Annotated in this window: 22 protein-coding genes; 20 read left to right on the plus strand and 2 right to left on the minus strand. The window is 67.6% G+C overall.

Annotated elements, in window-relative coordinates; genetic code table 11:
• From Q9R27_RS12065 to Q9R27_RS12130, 14 genes are all read left to right on the plus strand, one after another.
• On the plus strand, positions 1-1,206 hold the full coding sequence (locus tag Q9R27_RS12065; protein WP_311252625.1) for a CoA transferase: 1,206 nt from the start codon (positions 1-3) through the stop codon (positions 1,204-1,206).
• Positions 1,199-2,389 carry a thiolase C-terminal domain-containing protein gene (locus tag Q9R27_RS12070; RefSeq protein ID WP_311252626.1) on the plus strand — a complete coding sequence of 397 codons (1,191 nt, stop codon included), beginning with the start codon at positions 1,199-1,201 and terminating at the stop codon, positions 2,387-2,389. The genes Q9R27_RS12065 and Q9R27_RS12070 overlap by 8 nt, the downstream gene beginning before the upstream one ends.
• Positions 2,390-2,403: 14 nt before the next feature.
• Entirely contained in the window at positions 2,404-2,820 is a 417-nt protein-coding gene (locus Q9R27_RS12075) for an OB-fold domain-containing protein (protein ID WP_311252627.1), read from the plus strand.
• Positions 2,821-2,922: 102 nt separating this feature from the next.
• Positions 2,923-4,227 (plus strand): acyl-CoA dehydrogenase family protein, encoded by a 1,305-nt coding sequence (locus Q9R27_RS12080; RefSeq protein WP_311252628.1) that lies wholly within the window; start codon positions 2,923-2,925, stop codon positions 4,225-4,227.
• The gene (locus Q9R27_RS12085) at positions 4,224-5,342 is read left to right on the plus strand and encodes an acyl-CoA dehydrogenase family protein (protein ID WP_311252629.1); all 1,119 of its coding nucleotides are present in this window, start codon (positions 4,224-4,226) and stop codon (positions 5,340-5,342) included. The genes Q9R27_RS12080 and Q9R27_RS12085 overlap by 4 nt, the downstream gene beginning before the upstream one ends.
• 132 nt (positions 5,343-5,474) lie before the next feature.
• The gene (locus Q9R27_RS12090) at positions 5,475-6,272 is read left to right on the plus strand and encodes an FCD domain-containing protein (RefSeq protein ID WP_311252630.1); all 798 of its coding nucleotides are present in this window, start codon (positions 5,475-5,477) and stop codon (positions 6,270-6,272) included.
• A 47-nt stretch (positions 6,273-6,319) separates the two neighbouring features.
• A complete protein-coding gene (locus tag Q9R27_RS12095) occupies positions 6,320-7,945 on the plus strand; it encodes a thiamine pyrophosphate-binding protein (protein ID WP_311252631.1) in 1,626 nt (541 codons plus the stop codon).
• 95 nt (positions 7,946-8,040) lie between these two features.
• Positions 8,041-9,147 (plus strand): phosphotransferase family protein, encoded by a 1,107-nt coding sequence (locus Q9R27_RS12100; protein ID WP_311252632.1) that lies wholly within the window; start codon positions 8,041-8,043, stop codon positions 9,145-9,147.
• 95 nt (positions 9,148-9,242) lie between these two features.
• Complete coding sequence (locus tag Q9R27_RS12105; protein ID WP_311252633.1) at positions 9,243-9,536, plus strand: hypothetical protein; 294 nt, start codon at positions 9,243-9,245, stop codon at positions 9,534-9,536.
• Positions 9,537-9,558: 22 nt separating this feature from the next.
• The gene (locus tag Q9R27_RS12110) at positions 9,559-11,022 is read left to right on the plus strand and encodes an AMP-binding protein (RefSeq protein WP_311252634.1); all 1,464 of its coding nucleotides are present in this window, start codon (positions 9,559-9,561) and stop codon (positions 11,020-11,022) included.
• 30 nt (positions 11,023-11,052) lie between these two features.
• Positions 11,053-11,946, plus strand: a complete 894-nt coding sequence (locus Q9R27_RS12115) for an SDR family NAD(P)-dependent oxidoreductase (protein ID WP_311252635.1) — start codon at positions 11,053-11,055, stop codon at positions 11,944-11,946.
• Entirely contained in the window at positions 11,943-12,395 is a 453-nt protein-coding gene (locus Q9R27_RS12120) for a MaoC family dehydratase (RefSeq protein WP_311252636.1), read from the plus strand. The genes Q9R27_RS12115 and Q9R27_RS12120 overlap by 4 nt, the downstream gene beginning before the upstream one ends.
• 60 nt (positions 12,396-12,455) lie before the next feature.
• Entirely contained in the window at positions 12,456-12,932 is a 477-nt protein-coding gene (locus Q9R27_RS12125) for a MarR family transcriptional regulator (protein WP_311252637.1), read from the plus strand.
• Entirely contained in the window at positions 12,929-14,251 is a 1,323-nt protein-coding gene (locus Q9R27_RS12130; RefSeq protein WP_311252638.1) for an MFS transporter, read from the plus strand. Before Q9R27_RS12125 ends, Q9R27_RS12130 begins: the two co-directional genes overlap by 4 nt.
• On the opposite strand, the gene Q9R27_RS12135 is transcribed toward Q9R27_RS12130, so the two are convergent.
• A complete protein-coding gene (locus tag Q9R27_RS12135) occupies positions 14,238-15,107 on the minus strand; it encodes a TIGR03619 family F420-dependent LLM class oxidoreductase (RefSeq protein ID WP_311252639.1) in 870 nt (289 codons plus the stop codon). The two genes, Q9R27_RS12130 and Q9R27_RS12135, sit on opposite strands and share 14 nt — an antisense overlap.
• Before the next feature lie 167 nt (positions 15,108-15,274).
• Between Q9R27_RS12135 and Q9R27_RS12140 the strand changes: the two genes are divergently transcribed.
• From Q9R27_RS12140 to Q9R27_RS12165, 6 genes are all read left to right on the plus strand, one after another.
• Positions 15,275-16,288, plus strand: a complete 1,014-nt coding sequence (locus Q9R27_RS12140) for an extracellular solute-binding protein (RefSeq protein WP_311252640.1) — start codon at positions 15,275-15,277, stop codon at positions 16,286-16,288.
• A 43-nt stretch (positions 16,289-16,331) separates the two neighbouring features.
• Positions 16,332-17,468, plus strand: a complete 1,137-nt coding sequence (locus Q9R27_RS12145; RefSeq protein WP_311252641.1) for an ABC transporter ATP-binding protein — start codon at positions 16,332-16,334, stop codon at positions 17,466-17,468.
• Between the two features lie 80 nt (positions 17,469-17,548).
• A complete protein-coding gene (locus Q9R27_RS12150) occupies positions 17,549-19,198 on the plus strand; it encodes an iron ABC transporter permease (RefSeq protein WP_311252642.1) in 1,650 nt (549 codons plus the stop codon).
• Positions 19,199-19,221: 23 nt separating this feature from the next.
• Complete coding sequence (locus tag Q9R27_RS12155; RefSeq protein WP_311252643.1) at positions 19,222-19,752, plus strand: thioesterase family protein; 531 nt, start codon at positions 19,222-19,224, stop codon at positions 19,750-19,752.
• 33 nt (positions 19,753-19,785) lie between these two features.
• On the plus strand, positions 19,786-20,964 hold the full coding sequence (locus Q9R27_RS12160; protein ID WP_311252644.1) for an amidohydrolase family protein: 1,179 nt from the start codon (positions 19,786-19,788) through the stop codon (positions 20,962-20,964).
• Positions 20,965-20,974: 10 nt separating this feature from the next.
• Positions 20,975-21,199 (plus strand): hypothetical protein, encoded by a 225-nt coding sequence (locus tag Q9R27_RS12165; RefSeq protein ID WP_311252645.1) that lies wholly within the window; start codon positions 20,975-20,977, stop codon positions 21,197-21,199.
• Positions 21,200-21,392: 193 nt separating this feature from the next.
• Here Q9R27_RS12165 and Q9R27_RS12170 read toward each other — a convergent pair whose 3' ends face one another.
• A complete protein-coding gene (locus tag Q9R27_RS12170; protein ID WP_311252646.1) occupies positions 21,393-22,739 on the minus strand; it encodes an FAD-binding protein in 1,347 nt (448 codons plus the stop codon).
• Between the last annotated feature and the right edge of the window lie 11 nt (positions 22,740-22,750).

Consider the following 22,750-nt stretch of genomic DNA (forward strand, 5'->3'; position numbering starts at 1 on the left):
GTGTGGGACGGACCCACTGGAGAGCTGACCTACAGCGGTCTGCGGGTCGTCGAGCTGGGGCACGGCACCCAGGGCGAGATCGTCGGGAAGCTGCTGGCAGACGAGGGCGCAGAGGTGATCAAGGTCGAGCCGCCGGGCGGTGTCCCGGGGCGTCGGGTCGGGCCGTTCGCCAATGACGACCCCACGAACCCCGACGGCAGCCTCCACTTCTGGAGCTACAACACCGGCAAGCAGAGCGTCGTGGTGGACCCCGACGACCACGCCACCCGCGATGCCCTCATCGCCTCGGCCGACGTGCTCATCACCACGGACGGGCCGGCGGAGCTGGCCCATTCCGGACTCGATCTCGAGGAGATCGGGGAGCGTCATCCGGGTTTGGTGCTCCTGTCCATCTCGCCCTTCGGCCTGACCGGGCCATGGCGTGATTGGCGGACCAGCGACCTGGTCGGCCTCGCCGCCGGCGGACCGCTGATGAGTTGCGGCTACGACGACCATGAGATCCCGCCGATCCGCCCTGGCGGCAACCAAGGCTTCCAGATCGCCGCCAGCTTCGGCCACTCCGGGCTCCTGCTGGCGCTTCTCGAACGCCAGGCAACCGGCCTGGGCCAGTTGGTCGATGTCTCGATGCACGAGGCGATCGCGGTGAGTGGCGAACTGGCCAACCCCTACTGGTTCTATCCTCGCGTCCTGCTGCAGCGACAGACGTGCCGTCACGCCCAGCCATCGCCCACTCAGCCAGCCCTCTTCGAGTGTGCCGACGGCGTGAGTGTCTACTTCGCCCTGATCCTCAGCGATGCTCGGACCTGGACCACCCTGGTGGAGTGGTTGGACACTCTCGGCCTGGCCCTCGACCTGGGCGAGGAGAAGTATCTGGCACTCTCCTGTCGTCAGGAGAACTTCGGATACATCCAGAACATCATGGAGTCGTTCTTCCTGATGCAGGACTCGACGACGGTGTACGAGGAGGCGCAGCGTCGCGGCCTTCCGCTGGGTCCGGTGTTCGCCCCCGAGGAGCTCTTCGAGAACGTGCACCTGCAGGAGCGCGATTTCTTCGTCGAGGTGGAGCTGCCGACCGGGGGCGATGCCCTCTTCCCGGCCAGTCCCTACCGGTTCTCCTACGGCAACGGGCGGCCGGGCACGCCCCCTCGACTGGGGGAGCACAGCGCTTCGGTGCTCGCCGAGGTCGGGGGTGGTGCTCGTGGCTGATCACGAGAACGCCTGGGTGCCCGACGCCTGTGCCATCGCCGGGATCGGTGCGACGGCCTACACGAAGGCCTCCGGCGTGAGTGTCACGGCATTGGCCGCCGAGGCCGCACTCGCCGCAGTTCGGGATGCCGGCCTCGAGGTCGACGACATCGACGGGATGGTGCGTAGCGACTATGACGAGGTGTCCCAGGCCGCGTTGGCCGACACCCTGGGCATCGACGACCTCCGCTACTGGGGCCAGACCGGAGCCGGCGGCGCCGCGCCCTGCGCGATGGTGGGTCAGGCCGTTGCCGCCATCCGCAGCGGACTGGCCACCACAGTCCTCGTCTACCGTGCGCTCAACGGCCGCTCCGGTCGACGCCTCGGCAAGGGAGTGCACGTCGAAGGAGGAGTCGGGGGCAACTCGACGTACCTGGAGCTGTTCTCGCCCTGGGGGATGACGTCGCCCGGCCAGTTTTTCGCGATGCTGGCCCGCCGGCACATGGAGGTCAACGGTCTCACCCCGCAGGCTCTGGCGGAGATCGCCATGGTCTGTCGTCGACGGGCGAACGCGAACCCGGCCGCGCTGATGTACGACCGCACGATGACCGAGGACGACTACTACTCGGCCCGCAAGATCGCCGATCCCCTCCGGCTCTTCGACTTCTGCCTGGAGAACGACGGGGGTGCCGCCGTGGTGGTGACCACCGCGGAACGGGCCCGGGACCTGGCGCAGCCGCCGGCCCTGATCCGCTCGGTCACCCAGGCCACCGGAGTCCGGGTTGGCCCCGGCCAGATGTATCCGGTGCTGATGGGCGAGTCCCTCACCGAGCTGCCGTCGCGTACGGCGGCCGAGCTGCTCTACGCACGAGCAGGCCTGAGACCTGCGGATGTGGACGTCGCGCAGTTCTACGACTGCTTCACGATCACCCTCCTCGTGCAACTGGCCGACTACGGGTTCTGTCGCCCGGAGGAGGCGAGTGACTTCGTCACGAGTGGTGCGCTGGACCTGGCGGGAGCACTGCCGGTCAACACGGCGGGCGGACAACTTTCGGAGTCCTACATCCACGGGATGAACCACATCCTCGAGGGTGTGCGTCAGATCAGGGGAACCTCGACCAGTCAGGTCGACGGTGCGCGGGTCTCCCTGGTCACCTCGGCGCCGCCACCGGGCACGAGTGCGCTGTTGTTGGTGGGGGAATGATGGAAGGAACTCCGATGGTCGAACGGCTGCTGCCGGTGATGGATGACCCGGAGACGGGCGGGTTCTTCGCCGCTGCAACCGAGCATCGTCTGGTGGTGCAGGCGTGCGCCGCCTGCGGAAGCCTGCAGCAGCCGCCGCGCCCGCGGTGCCGGACCTGTCTGGGGCAGGACCTTGGATGGCGAGACCTGCCGCAACGCGGTCGCGTTCACACGTGGACCGTGGTCGAGCACCAGATCAACCCTCACTTCCCCGCGCCGTACACGGTGGTCCTGGTCGATGTGGACCCGGCCGACGACGACGCGCCCGCCATCCGGTTCGTCGGACACCTGCCGGGGCGCCCCGAGGTGGCGGTGGGGACTCCGGTGCGCGTGGTGTTCGAGGAGCTGCCCGGTGGGATCGTCCTGCCCAACTGGGAGTTGGCGACGGCCTGAGGGGCCTCGTTGCGCCGGGTGCCCGATGGCGCCCCAATCGCGTCCGCGCCGGCACGGGCGGACCTCAAATCATCTGAATCAGCACTTGTGGAGGAGCTAGGCATGGCGTGGGATTTCGAGACCGACCCGGACTACCAGGCGAAGCTGGACTGGGTGGAGGAGTTCATCCGCGACGAGGTCGAACCCGCCGACCGGCTGTACGACCACCCCCTCGACATGAGGGATCCCGTTCGCAACGCCCTGATCAGGCCCTTGCAGGCCCAGGTGCGCGAGCGGGAGCTCTGGGCATGCCACCTCGGCCCCGAGTTGGGGGGACCCGGGTATGGGCAGCTCAAACTGGCACTCCTCAACGAGCGCATCGGCACCACCCTCAGCGGCCCCGTGGTCTTCGGGACCCAGGCGCCGGACTCGGGCAATGCCGAGGTGCTGGCCCACTTCGGCTCCGACGAACTCAAGGAGCGTTACCTCAAGCCCCTCCTCGAAGGTGAGATCGCCTCCTGTTTCTCGATGACCGAGCCCGCCGGTGGCTCCGACCCGACCGGATTCACCTGCCGAGCCGTTCGTGACGGCGACCATTACGTGGTGAACGGCGAGAAGTGGTTCTCCTCGAACGCACGATTCGCGTCCTTCCTGGTCCTGATGGCCGTCACCGATCCCGACGCGGAGCGTCACAGGCGGGCCTCGATGTTCATCGTTCCGGCCGACACTCCCGGGATCGAGATCGTCCGCAACGTCGGCGTCACCGGTCACGCCAGCGCCGAAGGCACCCACGCTTATGTGCGCTACAACGACGTCCGGATCCCGGCCGACCACCTGCTCGGCGGGGAGGGCGAGGGCTTCAAGGTGGCCCAGGTCCGACTGGGTGGCGGGCGGATCCACCATGCGATGCGGACCGTGGCGTTGGTCCGGAAGGCACTGGACATGATGTTGGAGCGCGCCGTCTCGCGTCAGACGCGCGGGGCCCGGCTGGCCGACCTGCAGATGGTGCAGGACATGGTCGCGGAGTCGTGGGTCCAACTCGAGCAGTTCCGGCTGTTGGTGTTGCGCACTGCGTGGAAGATCGACAAGCACCAGGACTACAAGACGGTCATCAAGGACATCGCGGGCGTGAAGATGGCGATGCCCCAGGTGCTCCGCGATGTGGCCGGGAGGGCACTGCAGGTCCACGGCTCGCTCGGCATCTCCACCGAGATGCCACTGGGGAAGTACGTGCTGGAGAGCTTCCACATGGCGATCGCCGATGGCGCCACCGAGCTGCACAAGCAACAGGTTGCCAAGCAGCTGTTCCGAGGGGTCGAGGCGGCGCCCGATCTCTTCCCCTCCCAACACGGTGTGCGCCTCGACGAGCAGGCCCGGGCCAAGTATGCCGAGGTCCTCTCTGGGATTCCGGTCGAGGACGCATCGTGATCCTGGACGATCCGGAGGTCGCCGGCGTGCGCGAGGAGTTCGCCGACGTCCTCGAATCACTCCTGGGCCGGACCAGTCCCGAATCCGAGGTGGTGCACCGCGCCGATGCCTGTGCGGCCGGACACCTCGACGAGGCGCTCTGGACGAAGCTGACCGAGGAGCTGGGGGTCACCGGGCTCACCGCGCCGGAGCGTGTGGGTGGCAGCGGCGCGACGTTCGGTGAGATGTCGGTGGTCCTCCACGCACAAGGTGCTCATCTGCTGGCGATCCCGCTGCTCGGGTCCTGGCTGGCGCTCGAGGCGGTGCTCCGCTCAGGCTCCGAACCGGCCGTCGCCGCTTGGGCGCGGGGCCTGGCCAGTGGCGCGACCATTGGTGGGATCGCCTTCCACGGAAGGCTTGCCGCCAGCGCGGGCGAGGAGACCACGGTGAGCGGCACGCTCGAGGTGGCCCTCGATGCCGTCGATGCGGAGGTGCTCGTGGCACGGGTGCAGGGCCCGGACGGGCCGGGACTGTGCGCCGTGGACCTCAGCGGGGCGGTCGTCGAGCAGACCGAGAGCCTCGATCTCGTACGACGCCTCGCCCGGGTGCGGCTGGTCGATGCCGCGGCCATCCGACTGGCGGATGGCGACGAGTTGTTCGACACCGTGGTGGATCTTGCCGCGGCCGCACTCGCCTGTGAGCAGTTGGGGGTTGCGGAGAAGGCATTGGCCGACGCGGTCGGCTACGCCATGGAGCGGGAGCAGTTCGGTCGGATCATCGGCTCCTTCCAGGGCCTCAAGCACGAGCTCGCGAACATGGCCACGATCACCGACCAGGCGAGGTCGCTCGTGGAGCATGCGATGTGGAGCGTCGTCGAGGCTCCGGACCAACTGCGCGTGACCGCGGCCATGGCTCTGCTCAAGGCGTCGGAGGCCGCCCTGCATGTGAGCGCCGAGAACGTCCAGGTCCACGGCGGCATCGGTTTCAGTTGGGAGCACCCTGCGCACCTTCACTTCCGCAAGGCGCGCAGCAATGCCGTCCTGATCGGGGACGAGCACTTCCTCGCTGATCGGGTGCTGCAGGCGAGCGCCCGGTGGGAGTCGGTGCGAGACTCAGTGTTGCCAGAAATATCATGAGATTCTACCTTGGCCGTGGACTGAGTCACCCTCGGACTGGACCGGCCGGGACCGGAACACGCCCAGCATGCACTCTCTCGGGGGCAGCGATGTCCACCGCACAACTCATCGCATCCAGATAGTGAGGCACCAGTGGACGAGGCCAACGCCCCGAGCGCAACGACCGATTATCCAGGCATCCCCATCGAGCACCGCGGCTCGGTGCTCCGCCCCCTCAAGGCTTCAGAGGTGCTGGCCCGGAGCCTCGTTCGTGACATCCGGACCCGCCAGCTGAATCCCGGCGATTCGCTGGAGTCCGAATCGGACATGCTCAAGAAGTACGGCGTCAGCCGTGAGTCACTGCGTGAGGGGCTACGGCTGCTCGAGGTGCAGGGCATGATCTCCATCCGTCGAGGCCCCGGTGGGGGACCCGTGGTGGGCACGGTGGACCCGGCGAACCTCGGCCGGATGCAGGCACTCTTCTTCCACCTTGCCGGCGCCACTTATCAGGAGCTGTTCGATGCATGGGTGCTGGCGGAGTCGACCTTGGCCCGCCTCGCCGCCGGCAATGAGGATGCTGACCTGCGGACCCGGGTGATGGCTCCCTATCTGGACGGGGATGCGCACATGGACGAACACCAAGACCTCGAGGTGTACGTCCAGGGGCATGGTGGGTTCCACAGTGCGGTGGCCTCATTGGCCGACAACAAGGTCCTGGAGGTGACCTTCCGGTCCTATGGACTGATCGTCGGCCACCACATCGCGACGGTGGGTGACCCCAGGAGCATCCGCAAGGCCCTGGTCGACGACCACATCAGGCTGGCGAGCGCGATCCAAGCCGGCAATCGAGACCTGGCCGCCGGGCTGATGGACGAGCACCTGCGCCAGGTGATCGCCACCAGCCAGGAGCAGTTGAAGGACCTGGTCACCGGACCCATCGAATGGCTTTGACTGTCCTCGAGTGAGGCGGCGGCCACTGACAGACAGGAGCTTTCCCGATGTTGTTCCACGAAGCAGTGGCGCGCGCCATGACCGATCACGGGATCACCACGGTGTTCGGCCTGATGGGTGATGCCAACCTCTACCTCACGGATGCCTTCGTCCGGCTCCACGGCGGAGTCTTCATCTCCACCTCCAACGAGGCCGGGGCGGTGCTCGCAGCGCACGGATATGCCCAGGCGACAGGGCGGCTCGGGGTGGCCACGGTGACCCACGGACCAGCGCTGACGAATACGGTCACGGCCCTGGTGGAGGCCGCGCGGGAGCGAACGCCGCTGTTGCTGCTCGCCGGTGACACCGCCGCGGCCGACCGTGACAACTTCCAGAACATCGCGCAGCGAGACGTGGTGATCCCGACCGGAGCCGGCTTCGAGCAGGTCCGCACGCCCGACACGATCGGGGAAGACCTGGCGACGGCGGTACGGCGCGCCGTGACGGAGCTCCGTCCGATCGTCCTCAACATCCCGGTCGACTTCCAGTGGCAGGAGATCGACTATCGCCCCCAGGCAGGCCCGCGATGGGTGGCGCCGGCGCCACTCGCGCCGACGGGAGATGCCCTGGACGAGGCGGCCGGCATCATCGCCTCCGCGAAGCGTCCCGTCATCCTAGCGGGGCGCGGTGCGCAGGAACCGGAGGCCAAGGAGGCGCTCATCCGCCTGGCCCAGCGAGTCGGGGCCCCCTTGGCCACGACGTTCCGCGCCCGTGACCTGTTCCGCGGCGAGCCTCACGACCTGGGCATCTGCGGGACCCTCTCCCATGAGATCGCCCTGGAGACGATCCTGGCCGCGGACTGCATCGTGGCCTTCGGGGCGAGCCTCAACAAGTGGACCACGGCGCAAGGCTCCATGCTGGAGGGGCGGGCAGTGGTCCAGGTCGATTCCGAACGAGCCGCGCTGGGCCGCTTCCAGGCCGTAGAGGCTGCAGTGCACGGCGACGCCGGAGTCGTTGCCGATGCCCTGGTGACCATGCTGGACGAGGCGGAGGTGAAGCCGACCGGGTTCGCCTCGCCGGGACTGGCGGAGAGACTGACGAAGCGAAGTGACGCGGATTTCGTCGACCAGAGCACGGAGCACTCGGTTGATCACCGCAGCGCGATCCTCCGGCTCGAAGCGGCCTTCCCTGCTGAGAAGACCCTTGTCTTCGACGGTGGACGGTTCATCATGCAGTGCCTGCACATGTTCCATGTGCGGCACCCGAAGGACTACGTGCACACCATCAACTTCGGTTCGATCGGCCTGGGCATGGGTCACGCCATCGGAGCCGCCCAAGGGTCGGGCAAGCCGACCTTGTTGGTGACCGGGGACGGTGGCTTCATGCTCGGTGGCTTGGCGGAGTTCAACACCGCGGTGCGCCATGGGCTCGACCTGGTCGTCGTCGTCTTCAACGACGGGGCCTACGGCGCCGAGCACATCCAGATGCGGAGAAAGCAGATGGATCCGGTGCGCACCACGTTCGATTGGCCCGAATTCGCCGCGGTGGCGGATTCCCTGGGTGGCAAGGGCTACACGGCGCGCAACCTGGCCGAGCTGGACGTGGCTCTGGAGGAGCTGCCGCGCCGCAATCGGCCGGTGTTGATCGACGTCAAGCTGGATCCCGACCGGGTAGCTGTCCCTGACTTCTACTGAACCCTCCGCCGATCGACCACCTTGCCTTATTCCTCATGATGAATTAATCTCCTGTTTCAAGGACCTCGCCGAGGTCGTCGAACGAGGGAGGCATCGTGGCTGCCGAGTCAGGGAACATGACCGCTGATGTGGCACCCGTGCGGGCGGGAGAGGAGTTGCCCTGGGATCGGCTCGAGGCATATCTGCGCGAGCACCTGCCAGGACTGAGCGGCGATCTCTCGGTGCTCCAGTTCCCCCGAGGATCCGCGAACCTGACCTATCGGGTCACGGTCGGCGAGACCCATCTGGTGGTGCGGCGTCCTCCCTTCGGCAAGCTCGCGAAGGGAAGCCACGACATGGAGCGCGAGCACCGGGTGCTGTCGCGCCTCCATCGCGTCTATGACCGTGCTCCACGGGCCTTCCTCCACTGCGCCGACCCGGCCGTGATCGGCGCCGAGTTCTTCGTCTCGGAATATCGCGAGGGCGTGGTCGTGTGGGACCACGTTCCGGCCACGGTCTCGGCCGATGCCGACGCCGCGCAACGGGTCGGCCTGTCCGTCATCGACGCCCTGGTCGACCTGCACGCTGTCGACCCCGAGGCCTGCGGCCTGGCCGAGCTCGGTCGGCCGGAGGGCTATCTCGAGCGGCAGCTTGCGGGCTGGCAGCGTCGTTGGGATGCGGTGCAGGACTACTCCGATCTGCCCGACGCGGCGGAAACGAATCGGATCGTCCGTGAGGTTGCCCATCGGCTGACCGGCGGGCGTCCGGGCAGTCAGCGTCCGGGCATCGTGCACAACGACTACAAGGTGGACAACTGCCAGTTCGCTCCCGGGGACCCTGACCGCGTGCACTCCGTGTTCGACTGGGACATGGCAACCACGGGCGACGTGCTGGCCGACTTCGGAACACTGCTCAACTATTGGCCCGAACATGGCCTCGACGCCGCGGACCCGCGAGCCTTCATTGCTGCCTCGGCCAACCGCGCGCTCGACCTGCCGTCCAGGGCGGAAGCGATCGAGCGGTATGCGACGCGTAGTGCCCTCGACCTTGCCGACATCGCCTGGTATGAGGCCTTCGGATGCTGGAAGACCGTGGTGATCCTGCAGCAACTGTATGCGAGGGCGGTGCGAGGTGAGTCCACCGATCCGCGGATGCTCCAGCGCGGGGAGATGGTCGGCCCGCTGGCCCGTCGGGCCCTGCTGACGGTGGGTGGCGAGGCCTGAGCTGCCCATCGGGCAGTCCGAAATGAACTTCCGCCGACCCGGACGGTCGGTGGTTCCTGATGACCCCTGTGAAAACGCGAACGAGGAGAACCCCAGTGAAGACTGGAAGCAGAATGCTCAGCGCGACGTGCGCCACCGAGGTGATGGTGGTCCGCGGCGCCGATGTCGTGCTCGAATGCGGCGGCCTCCCCATGGTCGGTAGCGCTGCCGACCGTGGCACCACGGGTCCTGTTGCCGAGCTCGCCCACGGCACGATCCTGGGCAAGCGATATGCCCACCAGGGATCGGGCCTGCAGGTGCTCTGCGTCAAGGCTGGTGCGGGAACCCTGTCCATCGGGGGAGAGGCCCTCGTGCCCGTGGAGACCAAGCAACTGCCTTCCTCCGACTGATCGGCGTGTCATGAATCTGACCATGTTGCTGGAGCTGGCCGCTGAGGGTGACCCGGACCGGGTCGCCGTCACGTGTGCCGGTGTCGATGTCTCCTATGCCGGTCTCCGGGACCGGGCCGCCCAGATGGCCGGCCAGATCGCCTCGGTGCAGTCCGGCGCGGTGGCCTACCTCGGTGCGAACTCCCCGGATGCGGTGGCGCTCATGTTCGGCTCCGCGTTGGCCGGCGTCCCGTACGCGCCGATCAACTATCGGTGGACGGACGCCCAGATCGCGGAGGCCGTCGGGCGGATCGCCCCGGTGGTCGTGGTGAGTGACAGTGCCAACGAGCAGCGGATCTCGTTCGCCGAGCAGACCATGCCGCTTCCCGCACAGGCCGATCCAGCCGCCGTGGCGACGCCCGCAGAGCCCGAGGATCCGGGTGTCCTGCTCTTCACCAGTGGCACGAGCGGGACGCCAAAGGCGGCGATCCTGCGGCACCGTCATCTCGTGCCGTATGTCCTGGAAACGGTGGAGTTCCTCAGCGCAGACCCGGAGGAGGCGATCCTGGTCTCCGTGCCGCCGTACCACATCGCCGCGGTCAGCTCGGTCCTCACCTCGGTCTATGCGGGACGCCGCATGGTCCAGCTCGAGGCCTTCACGGCAGAGTCCTGGGTGGAGGTGGCGCGTTCGGAGTCGGTCACCCAGGCGATGGTCGTGCCGACCATGCTCAACCGCATCCTCGACCTGGTCGAGGCGGACGGACACGGGTTGCCGGCTCTCCGGCATCTGTCCTACGGGGGCGGTCGGATGCCCGCCAGCGTGGTGGCCCGGACCATGGAACTGCTGCCCCACGTGGACCTCGTCAATGCCTACGGCCTCACGGAGACCAGTTCCACCATCACCCTGCTCACTCCCGCAGACCATCGTGAGGCAGCGGCGAGTGACGATCCTGCGGTGCGGGCCCGGTTGGGCTCGGTGGGCAAGGCGCTGCCCAGCGTCGAGATCCAGGTCAGGGACGCCGACGGTGCTGCGGTCGCTGCTGGGGAGCCGGGCGAGATCTGGGTCCGAGGGGATCAGGTCTCGGGTGAATACCTCTCGCACAGTGCCATCGACGCAGACGGCTGGTATCCCACCCGCGACCACGGTTGTCTCGATGCCGAGGGCTTCCTCTTCCTCCAGGGCCGCGCCGACGACGTGATCGTCAGGGGAGGGGAGAACCTGTCCCCAGTGGAGATCGAGGAACGTCTGGCCGCCCATGGCACGGTCGCCGAGGCGGCGGTGATCGGTGTCCCCGACACCGAATGGGGCGAGCGTGTCGAGGCATTCGTCGTGCCGGCCGAGGGAGCAGTGATCGACCCGATCGAGTTGCGTGAGTGGGTCCGGGCGGAACTGCGGTCCACGCGGGTCCCGGAGGCGATCCACGTCCGGCCCGAACTTCCCTACAACGAGACCGGCAAGTTGCTGCGACGCGTGCTCCGGTCGGATCTTGCCGCCGTACGCCAGTGACGCCACACCTACGACAGACGAGGCAGGAACATGGGAATCAGTGAAGGCCGAGTGGTGATCGTCACCGGGGCCGGTGCCGGCATCGGGCGGGAGCACGCCCTCGAGTTCGCGCGCCAGGGCGCCCGGGTCGTGGTGAACGACGTCGACTCACCGCGACAGGTCGTCGAGGAGATCGAGGGAATGGGCGGTGACGCCCTGGCGGACACCCACGACGTCTCCGAACCCGACGGGGCGCAGGCCCTGGTGGATGGAGCCGTGAACCACTTCGGTGCCCTGCACGCGGTGGTCAACAACGCGGGCATCCTGCGTGACCGGATGGTGGTGAACATGGATCCGGCCGAGTGGGATGCGGTCATCAAGGTCCACCTGCGGGGCACCTTCCTGGTCACCCGCAGCGCCGCGGCGTACTGGCGAGCCCGGGACAAGGCAGGCACGCCGATTCCCGATCCCCGAGTCGTGAACACCTCGTCCCCCTCGGGACTCTTCGGCAACGTGGGGCAGTCGAACTATGGGGCTGCGAAGGCCGGGATCGCCTCCTTCACGGTGATCACCGCCGACGAACTGTCGCGCCTGGGGGTGGGGGTGAACGCGATCGCGCCAACGGCCCTGACCGACATGACCGCGGGCTTGACCGCCTACGTGGACAAGGTCCGCAAGGACAGCGAGGAAGCCGGGTTCGATGTCGGCTCGCCCGCCAACATCGCGCCGCTCGCGGTGTGGTTGGCAAGCCCGGACAGTGCCGGGATCACCGGCCGGGTGCTGACCATCAAGGGTGGCGAGATCGCCGTGGCCGAGACCTGGGTCAAGGGCCCGCGAGCGGTCAAGCAGGGCCGTTGGGAGGTCGCGGAGCTGGGCGGCATCATCCCTGACCTCGTCGCCCGGGCACGAGACAACAGCACCATCTCGGGAGAGTCACGCGGATGAGGATCTTCGAGGACCTCGACGCCTTTCGGGCGGCGGACGGTGAACGGTTGGGCGCAGGGGACTGGTTCCAGATCACCCAAGCGCGGATCGACGCCTTCGCCGACGTCACCGAGGACTGGCAGTGGATCCATGTGGACAGTGCCAAGGCGGCGCGGGGCCCCTACGGGGCCACGATCGCGCACGGGTACCTGACCCTGTCGCTCATCCCCAGGCTGGGCGGCGGCATCTTTCGGGTCGAGGGCCTGAGCATGGCGATCAACTACGGCGTGAACAAGGTGCGCTTCCCCCAACCGGTCCGTGCCGGCGCACGGATCCGCGCCGTCGCGGACCTGGTCTCCGTGGTCGACATCGCGGTCGGAACCCAAGGCGTCATCCGCTACACGATCGAGATCGACGGGGAGGACAAGCCGGCCTGCGTGGCAGAGACGGTTCGCGTGATGATGCGCTGAGATCCCCCCTCCCCCTGGGGCGCCCTTGGCCAACATAGATGCATGTGGTACACATGTTTCGTGGATCACGACCTGCACCACCTCGACGTCCTGATCGTCCGGTTGCTGAAGGCAGCCCAGCGCCCGGGCTATCGCGCCCGGATCCTTGATGGCGTGGGCACCGGCCCGGGGATGAGCACGTTGCGGGTGCTGCGTGCGGTGGAGCGCCGGGCGAACGCGGACGAGCCGGCCTCGGTGAACGACGTTGCCAGGGAGCTGGAGGTCGAACAGTCGACGGCCAGCCGGGCAGTTGCGGCAGCGATTCAGGGCGGATTCCTCGAGCGCAGGGCCTGTGCCCAGGACCAGCGGCGGGCCCAGCTCGAGCTCTCCTCGTCGGGGGAGGCCGCTCTGGGCAGGGCAACGCACAACCGTCAGCAGATCCTGCGCGAAGTGGTCCAGGACCTCGACGACCAGGAGGTCCGCACGCTGATGGACCTCCTGGATCGCCTGCTGATCGGCTATGACGAGGTCGAAGGCAGGCAAGGGCACAGCGGATGACCGTCGAGCCCCGGGTCGGACAGCTGCCCGCGCCTGCCATGCGTGGCGCATCTGCGGTGACCGGTGAGAGCGCCGGTTCTGCCCCCCAGGAACGGGCCAGGGGCATGGTCGGTCTGCTGTTCGACCGCGACTTCGGGTTGCTCACCTGGGGCAAGTTCTTCTCCGTGACCGCGGTCTGGACCCACAGCGTCGTGGCCGCGATCGCGGTGTACGTCGCCACCGGATCCACGTTTGCGGTCGGCCTCGTCGCAGTCGTGCAGTTCACCCCGCAGTTGGTGTTCACCCCCATGGCCGGCACCTGGGCCGACCGGGGAAACGTGAAGGCGCAGCTCTTGCTCGGGCGGCTCATGTCGGCCGTGGCAACCATCGGCATCGGCTTGGTCTACTGGCTGGCCGCCCCGACCGGCTGGTCCGCCGCCGCTGCCGTGCTGGCCGCGTCACTCCTGCTCGGTCTCGGATTCGTCGTCGGAGGTCCGGCGATGCACTCGGTGGTGCCGGAACTGGTGACCCGTGAGGAGTTGCCCGCCGCGATGGCCCTGAACTCCGCGCCGGTCACCATCGCTCGCTTCCTCGGGCCGATGGTCGGTGCCCTGCTGGTGAGCGAGGTGAGCGTCACTGCCGGCTTCCTGATGGCGAGCACCGGTCACCTGGTCTTCCTGGCCGCGCTGGCCGCGATTCGGATCCCTGCGCGCGTGGTCCGGACGGAGGAGGTCGACTTCTCCGTGGCCGCGGGGGTTCGGTACGTGCTGGGGGACCGAACCGTCCGGCTGTTGCTGTGCGCCGTGGCGGCAGTCGGGTTCGCTTCCGAGCCGACCCTGACCCTGGCCCCTGCCCTGGCAGACGCGCTCGGGGGCGGCACCACGATGGTCGGGGTGCTGACCTCGGGGTTCGGGATCGGAGCCATCCTCGGTCTGATCGGCCTGGGGACCCTCACGGCACGGGTGGCGCCGGAGCGCTTCACCATGCTCGGGCTCGCCCTGGTCACCTGCGGTGCGCTCCTGGCGGCGCTCTTGCCCTGGGCCGTCGCGGTGATGGTGGGATTCGCCTTCGTCGGTGCCGGGTTCACCGTCGTCTCCACTGCTGTTGCGACGGCGATCCAACTGCACACGCCCGACTACCTCCGGGGACGGGTGATGGCCCTGTGGATGGTGGGTTTCGTGGGCGCGCGTCCCGTTGCAGCCGTGGTGGTCGGATTGGTCACCGACCTGTCGACGGTGCACCTCGCCGTCCTGGTGACGGGCCTGCCGACACTCGTGGCCCTGATCGCCTGTTGGCGCGGGCGGTTGTGGGGCCGCCGAGCACGGGTCAGGACGGATTGATGCCCAGCGCTCGAGCGTGTTGCGCGATCACGGCCGCCCGGTCTGTGGCGGCCTCGGGCCAGACCTGGTTGGCCCACACCACCACGTCCTCGAATCCCTCGTCCGCCCATCGTGACAGGTTCACCGGATCGGCGCCCGGCACCCGGAACCAGGTGCGCAGGGGGGTGGTCCGGCCTGCAGCCTCGGACTCCGACCGGAGCAACTCACGCAGGGCCAGTGCCTCCTCCAGGGTGGGCGTGCCGCTGCTGAACCACCCGTCCGCCATCCGTACGGCGCGGCGGATGGCCGCCGGCGAGTTGCCGCCCATCACGACCGGGACCGGGACCGGAGCCTGAGTGATCTGGACCGGTGCGAAGGCGTAGTCCGCGCTGTCCCGCTCGACCCAGCCGCCCGCCAACGCGTCGCGGAGGATCTCGACGCCTTCCTCGAGCCTGCGGAAGCGGCCCTTGAACGGCACGTCCAGCGCTGCGAACTCCTCCTCGAGCCATCCGGCGCCGAGCCCCAGGACCAGACGACCGCCGCAGACCTCTTGGGCGGTGGCAACGGTGCGAGCAACCATCAGCGGGTGTCGCAGCGGTGCCACGAAGACGCCGGTGGCCAAGTGGATCTGGTTGGTGACGGCGCCGGCCGCGCCCAGGGTGACCAGGGGATCGACCAGCTTCACGCTCGGATCCGCGTGGGGGAAACTGTGCTGCTGGAACGCCGCGCTGCTTCGTGGGTGGCTGGTCTCATAGCCCTTCGGAGCAAGGATGTGCTCGCCGAGCCAGAGGATGTCGAAGCCTGCCGCGTCGGCGTCCTGGGCCAGGGCCAAGACGTCCGGAGCGCTGAGGTTGTAGGCAGAGAGGCCGATTCGCATGGGTTCTCCTGGTGTCGTAGGAAGCGCCATTTAAACATCATGAGGAAATATTGCGCCACCCGTTGACTTTATTCATCATGATGTTTACGCTCCACTTGTCCGTGTGGCGCGGATCACCGGTCCGCCCGGGGTCCGCCCTGATAGTTCGAGGAGCTCGAATCGTGAAAATGCGCAGCATCGTTGGAGGGATCTCGGCCCTCGTCCTGACCGCCACCCTGGCGGCATGTGGAGGAAGCGACGAACCAGGCGTCCTGGCAGATGACTGGGACGGCATCGTCCAAGCTGCCAAGGACGAGGGATCGTTGACCCTGTACACCTCGGCCGGCACCGTGCCGTCAGAGGAGCTCATCAAGGCGTTCACCGACAAGTACGGCGTCGACGTGACCCTGGTCCGGGGCATCGACAGTGAACTACTGCCCAAGATCGAGACCGAGTTGAACATCAACAAGGGCATTGCCGACGTCTTCATCACCTCGGACCAGTTGTGGACCGAGAGTCACCCGGACGCGGTCACCGAGCTCAAGGGCCCCGCGGTCGACGAGGATGCCTACAACGCGGCGGTCAACGCGCCGGAGAAGACGTGGGCCGCCACGCACGCGTTCATCGCGGCGCTGTCGTGGAACACTGATCTCGTCAGCAAGGATCTCGCCACCTTCGCGGACCTGCTGGACCCAAGCCTGTCCAACGGGAAGATCGGCCTTCCGGACCCCGATGTCTCGCCGTCGATTGTGCAGTTCTACCAGCACCTCGAGGCCGTCGAAGGGGTCGACTACGTCGAGAAGCTGGCGGCCCAGTCGCCACGGATCTATTCCTCGACGGCGGCGATGATGCAGGCGATCGCCTCCGGCGAGGTTGCGGCCAGCCCCTACACCCAGCTGATGGTCGACGAGAAGGCGGCCGGCGCGCCGGTCGAGTACGTCGTGCCTGAGGACGCCTGGGGTGTGCGGTCCTACGGCGGTGTGATGAAGACGGCGCCGAACCCCAACGCTGCGCAGCTCTTCATGGACTTCGTCCTCTCCCACGACGGCCAGGTGGCGTTCACCGAGCCGAAGTACGGCACTCCGCGCAACGACGTCGAAGGCGCGGCAGCCTCCTTCGACAGCGTCTCGCTGGTGGAGAGCTATCCGGATGCCACGGAGGTCAGCGATTTCCGTTCCCGCTTCAAGTCACTGATGAAGTGACCTGCCTCCAGGCCGGCAATCCACGTACCCAAGGATCAATGTCATGACCGCACTGACCATCAACAACCTGACCAAGAGCTACAAGGCGCGCAAGCGGGTCACCGTGATAAACGACCTTGACCTCGAGATCCAGGATGGTGAGCTCCTGGTCCTCCTGGGCCCGAGCGGCTGCGGGAAGACGACGACCCTCAGGTGCATTGCCGGCCTGGAGAACCCGGATCTCGGCACCATCGACTTCGATGGGACCGCGGTCTTCGACGCGGCGCGTGGCGTCAACGTGCCTCCCGAGCGCCGCAGCATCGGCGTCGTCTTCCAGTCCTATGCGTTGTGGCCGCACATGACCGTGCGCAAGAACATCGAATACCCGCTGCGCCGCCGCGGTCTCAAGGCGAAGATCGCGGAGGGATGGGTCGAGGAGGCTGCCGAGCTCGTCGACTGTGCGCAACTGCTGGACCGGTATCCGGGCCAGCTCTCCGGTGGGCAGCAGCAGCGCGTCGCGCTGGCGCGAGGCCTGGTCGCGCGACCCGACCTGGTCCTCTTCGACGAGCCGCTGTCGAACCTCGACACACGTCTGAGGGACGCCGTGCGCTCGCAACTGCACGAGTTGCACAGGGCCCTCGGCTTCACCGGGGTGTTCGTGACCCACGACCAGTCCGAGGCCCTGGCCCTGGGCAGCCGGATGGCGATCATGAAGAGCGGGAAGATCGAGCAGCTCGGCACTCCCCAGGAGGTCTACGAGCAGCCGCGCTCCGACTACGTCGCGGACTTCATCGGCCTGACCAATGCCCTCGACGTCGAGGTCCACGACGGTGCCGAAGTCGTCAATGGAGTCGAGGTCGTGGGCCGCTCCATACTGGCCGGGGCGCCGGGCCGCGCCACGCTCAGGCTCCGCCCGGGTGATCTCTCGCTCTCGCCCGCCGGGATGGGTGTCGAAGGAGCCAGCAACGTGCCCGCCGTCGTGGCCGACGCGACGTACGGCGGCAGTCACCTGGACCTGATGGTGAGCATCGGGGAGCGCCGGATCCATGCGCGGATCCCCGCAGGGGCGCCCGGCGGCTGGGAGCGCGGGCTCTCCAGCGGTGACGCCGTCAACGTGAGCTTCCGCACCGAGGACGCGCGGCTCTACGGTGAGGATGGCGAGGCGCTGGGCAAGCGCGCGAAGGTCGTGGTCGCATCATGAGCGTCGACGCCCCCATCCGGGAGGAGGCGGCTCCGGCCCCGCCACAGTCGGTCGGGCCGCGAACCAGTGGTCGTGGGCTGGTGAGCAAGTGGTTGCGCAAACTGCCGCTGGCAGCCTTCGTGGCGGTCCTGGCCTACTTCGTCGTCTGGCCGCTGGTCATGCTCCAGCAGCGCGCGGTCGAAGACGGTGGCCGCGGCTATGACGTGGCCTTCAACACCGATGGCGTCGGCCAGGTCATCTGGGACACGATCCTGCTCGCCGGGGCATCGACCCTGATCGCGACAGTCCTGGGGACCGGGCTCGCCTGGGCCGTCACCCGACTGCCGTCATGGCTGCAGTGGATGCGGGTGCTGCCGCTGTTGCCGATCGTGATGCCCATGGTCGCCGTGGTGCTGGGCTGGACCTTCCTGCTCTCGCCGCGACCAGGCTTCCTGAACTCGCTGATGCGCAAGCTCCCCTGGTGGAACGACCTGGACTCCGGCCCGGTTGACGTCTACTCGTTCTGGTGGATCGTGCTGATCACCGGATTCGCACTCACAGCCTTCGTCTTCCTCTTCGTCAGCACGGGCATGCAGAACGTGAGCGCTGACCATGTGGAGGCCGCGCACACCAACGGCGCCCGGGGCACCCGGGCTTTCTTCACCATCGTGTTCCCCCTGCTCCGCCCCTCCCTCATCCAGGGCATCGGTGTCTCGTTCCTGCTGGGCATCGGACAGTTCACGGCACCACTGCTGTTGGGAGCGAATTCGGGGATCGATGTGGTGGCGACGTGGATGCTCATGTTCACCGCGAGCTCTCCGATCGACTACGGCGCGGCGGCAGCGATCGGATCGCCGCTCCTGGTCGTCGGACTCGTCGTGATCGTGGCCCAGCGAGTGGCGCTGGGCGATCAAGGGCGCTTCGTCACGCACGGGGGCAAGGGATTCCGCTCGGCGGGCAAGCCTTCCGTCTGGGCGGTGTTGGCGGTGGGATTCTATTTCCTGGTCTCGACCCTGTTGCCCCTGCTCGCGCTGGTGGTGGTGGCCCTCTCTCCCTACTGGACGGGCACTCCGGACACCTTCACGCTGGACAACATCAAGACAGTGCTGACCGACGATCGCATCGTGGACGCGATCCGGACCAGCATCGTGGCGTCGTTGGGCGCCGCGCTCCTGATCCTTCCGGTGGGCTTCGTCGCCGCCTTGGTGATGGTGCGCAACCAGCACAACCGAGTCCTGCGGTGGCTGCTCGACGTGATCGTCGCGCTGCCGCTGGGGGTTCCCGCGGTGGTCTTCGGTGTCGGGTTCCTCCTCGCCTACACCACCGGGCCGTTCATCCTCTACGGGACCACGTGGGTGATGGTGCTCGTCTATGCGACATTGATGCTCCCCTTCGCCACCCGGACCCTGTTGTCCGGACTGATCGCGCTCGGAGACACCTATATCGCTGCCTCGAGGACATGTGGCGCCAGTCCCTTCCAGACCGGCCTGCGGATCCTGATGCCGTTGTTGCGTGGCAGCATCGCGGGTGCTGGGGCGATCATCTTCGTGATGCTCACCCACGAGTTCTCGGCCTCCCTCCTGGTGCGCGCCCCAACGGTGCAGGTCATGGGCACACTGCTCTACGACTACTGGACCAACGGCATGTTCCCGGTGGTGGCGGCGATGGCACTGGTGATGACGGCCGTCACGGGCATAGGCGTGGCGATCGCGATGCTCATCGGTGGCCGCAACGTCATGCAGAACCTGTGATGTCGCCCGGGCCGGTGGATTCGATGAGGGTGCCGACCCTGGAACAGGTGCGGCGACTGCCGACCTCGGCCTCCGTGACGGTGGGGGCGGAGCGGATCGATGGCAATGACCACCTGAGCGTCCACCACGTGGTCGAGTTGGCGGCGCACGGCGCTCACGAGCTGCTCGTCGGGTGCGGCCTCACCGACGAGAGGCGTTCCCGGACAGGGAAGGGCGTGTTCACCGCCGAGCACCACCTGGCCTACCTCCACGAGGTGCGCCAAGGCGCCAGACTGACTGTCCATACGCGGATCCTGGATCGCTCGGAGCGAGCAGTGCTGATGGCCGCCTTCGTGGTGGACCAGAGCAGGATGCGCACAGCCAGCCTGCTGCGGACCGTGGTGGTCAGTGTCGACCTGTCCACGCGCCGGTCCGTGCCGTTCCCCGACGACGTCGCCGGAGCGCTGGATCGGCTGCTCGAGGAACATGCGGCGCTTCCGTGGGACGCGCCGGAGCCGGGATGGGGTGCCCTGAGGCACTCCTCCCACAGTGATGAGAGCAAGACCCAAATCTGACCCAACGATCACCAACCAGAAAGGGAAATCCCCATGCCCCTGGAAGACCACGTCCAACTCGTCTCGGTCGACGACCACTTGATCGAGCGGCCCAACGTGTGGCGCGACCGCCTTCCGCAGAAGCTTCGCGATCGCGGTCCGCGCATCGTCGAAGCGACCGGCGAGGAGACCGACCAGTACGGCTTCGGCCAGAAGGTCACCAAGGGCAATCAGGTCTGGATGCTCGAGGACAAGGTCTATGCCCAGCTCGGCCTCAACGCCGTCGCCGGCAAGCCGCGGGAAGAGATCGGCACTGACCCCGTCCGGTTCGACGAGATGATCCCGGGCTGCTACGACCCGAAGGCCCGCGTGCAGGACATGGACCTGGACGGCGTGCAGGCGGCCGCCCTGTTCCCTTCCTTCCCGCGCTTCGCCGGCACCTTGTTCGGCACGCTGGAGGATCGTGAACTCGCCCTGCTGTGCACCCAGGCCTGGAACGACTACGTGCTCGACGAATGGTGTGCGCCGTACCCGGACCGATTCATCCCGATGATCATCCTGCCGCACTGGGACATCGAACAGTCCATAGCCGAGCTCAAGCGGGTCGAGGACCGAGACATCCGGGCCGTCTCGTTCCCGGAGAACCCGGCGAAGCTCGGGCATCCGTCCTTCCACTCGGCGCACTGGGACCCGCTCTTCGCCGAACTCGCGGAGCGGGAGATCGTCACGTGTCTCCACTTCGGGACCTCGGGTCAGGTGACCCTGACCGCGGATGACGCACCGATGGCCGTGATGACCACATTGATGGGCACGAACTCGATGGCGGCGATGGCGGATCTGCTCTTCTCGCCGGTCTTCCACAAGCACCCCAACCTGAAGGTATCCCTCTCCGAGGGCGGTGTCGGCTGGATCCCGTGGTTGCTGGAGCGTGCGGACGCCACCTGGGAGCGCCACCGTTTCTATCAGAACGTGCACCAGACGGTCCGTCCGTCTGAGCTCTTCCACAGCAACATCTGGGGATGTTTCATCGTGGATGAGTACGGCGTGGACAACCGGAACGCGATTGGTGTCGACCGACTCACCTGGGAGTGCGACTACCCGCACTCGGACTCCTACTGGCCCAACAGCCGCAAGGTCGTCACCGAGATGATGCGTGAGGTCCCGAATGATGAGGTGGAGAAGATCGTGGAGACGAACGCGCGCGAGCTCTTCCGCTTTCCCCGAGTGAAGTGAGGAGAACATGATGGAGGAACACCAGATCCTCGGCGAGTCCGACTGGGACGAGCAGGACCTGCTCACCATCGACGAGGCCGGTGAGCGACTCGAGCAGGAGATCGCGGAGCTTGACAAGGCCATCGAGGCGGCCGATGACTCGGCAGTGCCGGTGCTCAGGCAGCGACGGGATGCGATCGAGACCATCCGTGCCAGCATCGCCGCCGGGCCGACGGAACTGGCCCGGATCGACTGATCCCGCGGCCCCAGGCAGTGACGCGCACCCCCGCCCGCGGGGGTGCGCGTTCGCGCATTTGCCGACCGGCACGGCTCAGGCACGGCAGCAGCCCAGAGCCGAGCGGCTCTGCCGCCATCGGGCTCGAGTCGTCACTGCTTCGGGCCGCCATGGTTCGGTGAGTGGAGTTCGAGCCCTCTTGGTCGCAGCCGGGTCAGTCGCGCGTCGATCCCAGTGCCGTGCCCACGGCACGAGTGGCGAAGGCGGCGGCGGTGGCCAGGCCGCCGGCGTACGCGCGGTGATAGATGCCACCCGTGTCCGAGCCGGCACACAGCAGGCCCTGGATGGGCCTGCCGGCCTCGTCGAGGACCCGCGCCGATGGATCGATGCGCAGACCGTGGAACGGGTACGTGATCGCGGGCTGGCACTCGACCACGTAGTAGGGCCCCTCCGTCAAGGGGGTGCGATCACGCTCGCGATCCGGTTCGATGGCGCCGCCGGCCAGCAAGGCGTCATTGTGGCGGCCGATGGCGGCCGCGATGGCGCCCCCCGGATAGCCCCACTCCTCGGGCAGGTACGCCAACTCGGCCAGGTCGTCGGCGACTCCGACCCTTCCGCCTCGCCTGCTCGCCAGGGCGAACCGGTCGAGGGTCACCGACCCCTTCACATAGGGCTGGGTGATCCACTCACGATGCACCCGGGCATCAGCGATGAGCAGGCCCCGCGCCTCCGGCTGCTCGAGCAGCGCCATGTTGGTCAAGTGGTCACCGCGGGATTCGTCGGTGAATCGTTCTCCCCGGAGGTTGAAGAGCAAGGCGTGCTCGCTGAAGAAGAGGGAGAGGGGAAGGAAGTCCTCCGGCCCGGTGAACGGGATGTGGGTGGGCACCAGGTGCCCGTAGAAACCGGGGGCAGCACCTGCCGAGGCCGCCCCCGCAGCCAGGCCCAATCCATACCCGCCCCCGGCGCTGTGAGCGTTCGCGCGCACCGGCATCCGCCCGGCAGCGGGATGGATGTGCTGCGAGAGCAGTGCCTCGTTCCTCGCGAATCCGCCGGTCGCCAGCAGGGTCCAGGCGGCCTCCACTTCAAGGTCCACGTCCTGATGTCGCACCCGGGCTCCGCGTACGGCAGGGTGAGTCGACGCGGACCCATCCACGGCCAGACGCTCGCTCTGGGCGCTGGTCAGGATGCGGCCCCCGGCCTCGCGCACGATGCCCGCGCAGGCGTCGAGGTAATGGTTGGTGTCGAAACGGTGGCCACGGCCATAGCCGAGCACGGGCATCTCGGCGGCAAGCTCTGTGCCGGTGGAGCGGATCCAGTCCAGCGTGGCAGGGAACTCGTCCACCACCACACGTCGCAGCTCGGGATCTCCGTCGGGGTTGATGCGATCCATGACCTCGTGACTCGGCGCAGTCCATGCGACCCCTGCGAAGCGGGCCGAGCCACCCACCTGGGGCGCCACGTCGACCACGAGGACGGAGGCGCCGGCCGTGGCCGCCCGCGCTGCAGCAGTCATGCCCGCCATGCCGCCGCCGAGCACCAGGAGGTCCACCCGCTCGGTCATTCGTCGCCCCT

The sequence above is a fragment of the Nocardioides sp. AE5 genome (genome assembly GCF_031844485.1).
Taxonomy (GTDB): Bacteria; Actinomycetota; Actinomycetes; order Propionibacteriales; family Nocardioidaceae; genus Nocardioides.